General features: G+C 73.2%; 1 protein-coding gene. It reads right to left on the bottom strand.

Annotated elements, in window-relative coordinates:
- On the bottom strand, positions 1 to 425 hold a 425-nt coding region (locus ACLIYP_RS30865; RefSeq protein WP_412716352.1), incomplete at both ends, for an AMP-binding protein.

Below are 425 nucleotides of genomic sequence, written 5' to 3'. Positions count from 1 at the left end.
CATCCCCCGGCCCCACCGAGAACCGCTCACTCACATCCGCGCACGTGTTCAGCGCCGCCCGGTGCGAGACCGCCACCCCCTTGGGCAACCCCGTCGACCCCGACGTATAGATCACATACGCCAGATCGGTGGGCTGCTGAACCTGCTCGGGCGGTGCGGCGCCGGCCGGCACCTCCTCGCCGAGATCGACCCGCAGACAGCGGATGCCCTCGGGCCACGTCCGCCCGGGACCGTCCTCACCGCCGGTGAGCACGATCCGCGCCTGACCGTGGTCGAGCAGGTAGTCCTGTCGCTCGGTGGGGAGTTCGGGGTCGATGGGCAGATACGCGCCCCCCGCCAGCAGCACCCCCAGCGCCGCCACGATCTGCGCCCGCCCCTTGGGCAGCGCCACCCCCACCAACCGGCCCGGCCCCACCCCCAGCTCC

Source organism: Streptomyces nanhaiensis (genome assembly GCF_046614825.1).
GTDB classification, from domain to species: domain Bacteria; phylum Actinomycetota; class Actinomycetes; order Streptomycetales; family Streptomycetaceae; genus Streptomyces; species Streptomyces radiopugnans.
Note: the sequence above shows the minus strand (reverse complement) of the source record. Positions and strands in the feature narration are given on the sequence as shown.